We start from the raw sequence: 536 nt of genomic DNA on the forward strand, positions 1-536 counted from the left end.
CGCACCACCCGCCCGGTGAAGGGGGAACCCCCATGCCCGTCACGGTCGTCCGTTTCAACCTCGTCGAGCCCGGCGCGACACCCGCCTCCCTCAGCGCCCGCTACCGCGCCGCCCTGGACATGGCCGCGTACGCCGACGAGCACGGCGTCACCACCGTGCAGACCGAGGAGCACCACGGCGTCGACAACAACTGGCTGCCGTCGCCGTTCGCCTTCGCGGGCGCGGTGTTCGGCGCCACGCGCAGGATCGCGGTCACCGTCTCCGCCGTGATCGGCCCGCTGCACGACCCGTTGCGCCTGGCCGAGGAGATCGCCGTGCTGGACCTGCTGAGCGGCGGCCGCCTGGTGACCGTCGCCGGGATCGGGTACCGCCCCGAGGAGTACGCCCTGTTCGACGTGGAGTGGCGGCGCCGGGGCCGGCTCCAGGACGAGCTCCTGGAGACCCTGCTGAGGGCCTGGACCGGCGAGGAGTTCGAGTACCGGGGGCGTACGGTACGGATCACCCCGCGCCCCCTGACCGACCCGCACCCCCTCCTC

The 536-nt window shown here is 73.5% G+C and carries 1 protein-coding gene; it reads left to right on the forward strand.

What is annotated here, in order from left to right:
- Window positions 1-32: 32 nt before the first annotated feature.
- A partial coding sequence (locus tag EHS43_RS45720; protein WP_125196158.1) for an LLM class flavin-dependent oxidoreductase occupies window positions 33-536 on the forward strand: 504 nt, incomplete at its 3' end.

This window comes from Streptomyces sp. RP5T, assembly GCF_003933965.1.
Classification (GTDB): domain Bacteria; phylum Actinomycetota; class Actinomycetes; order Streptomycetales; family Streptomycetaceae; genus Streptomyces.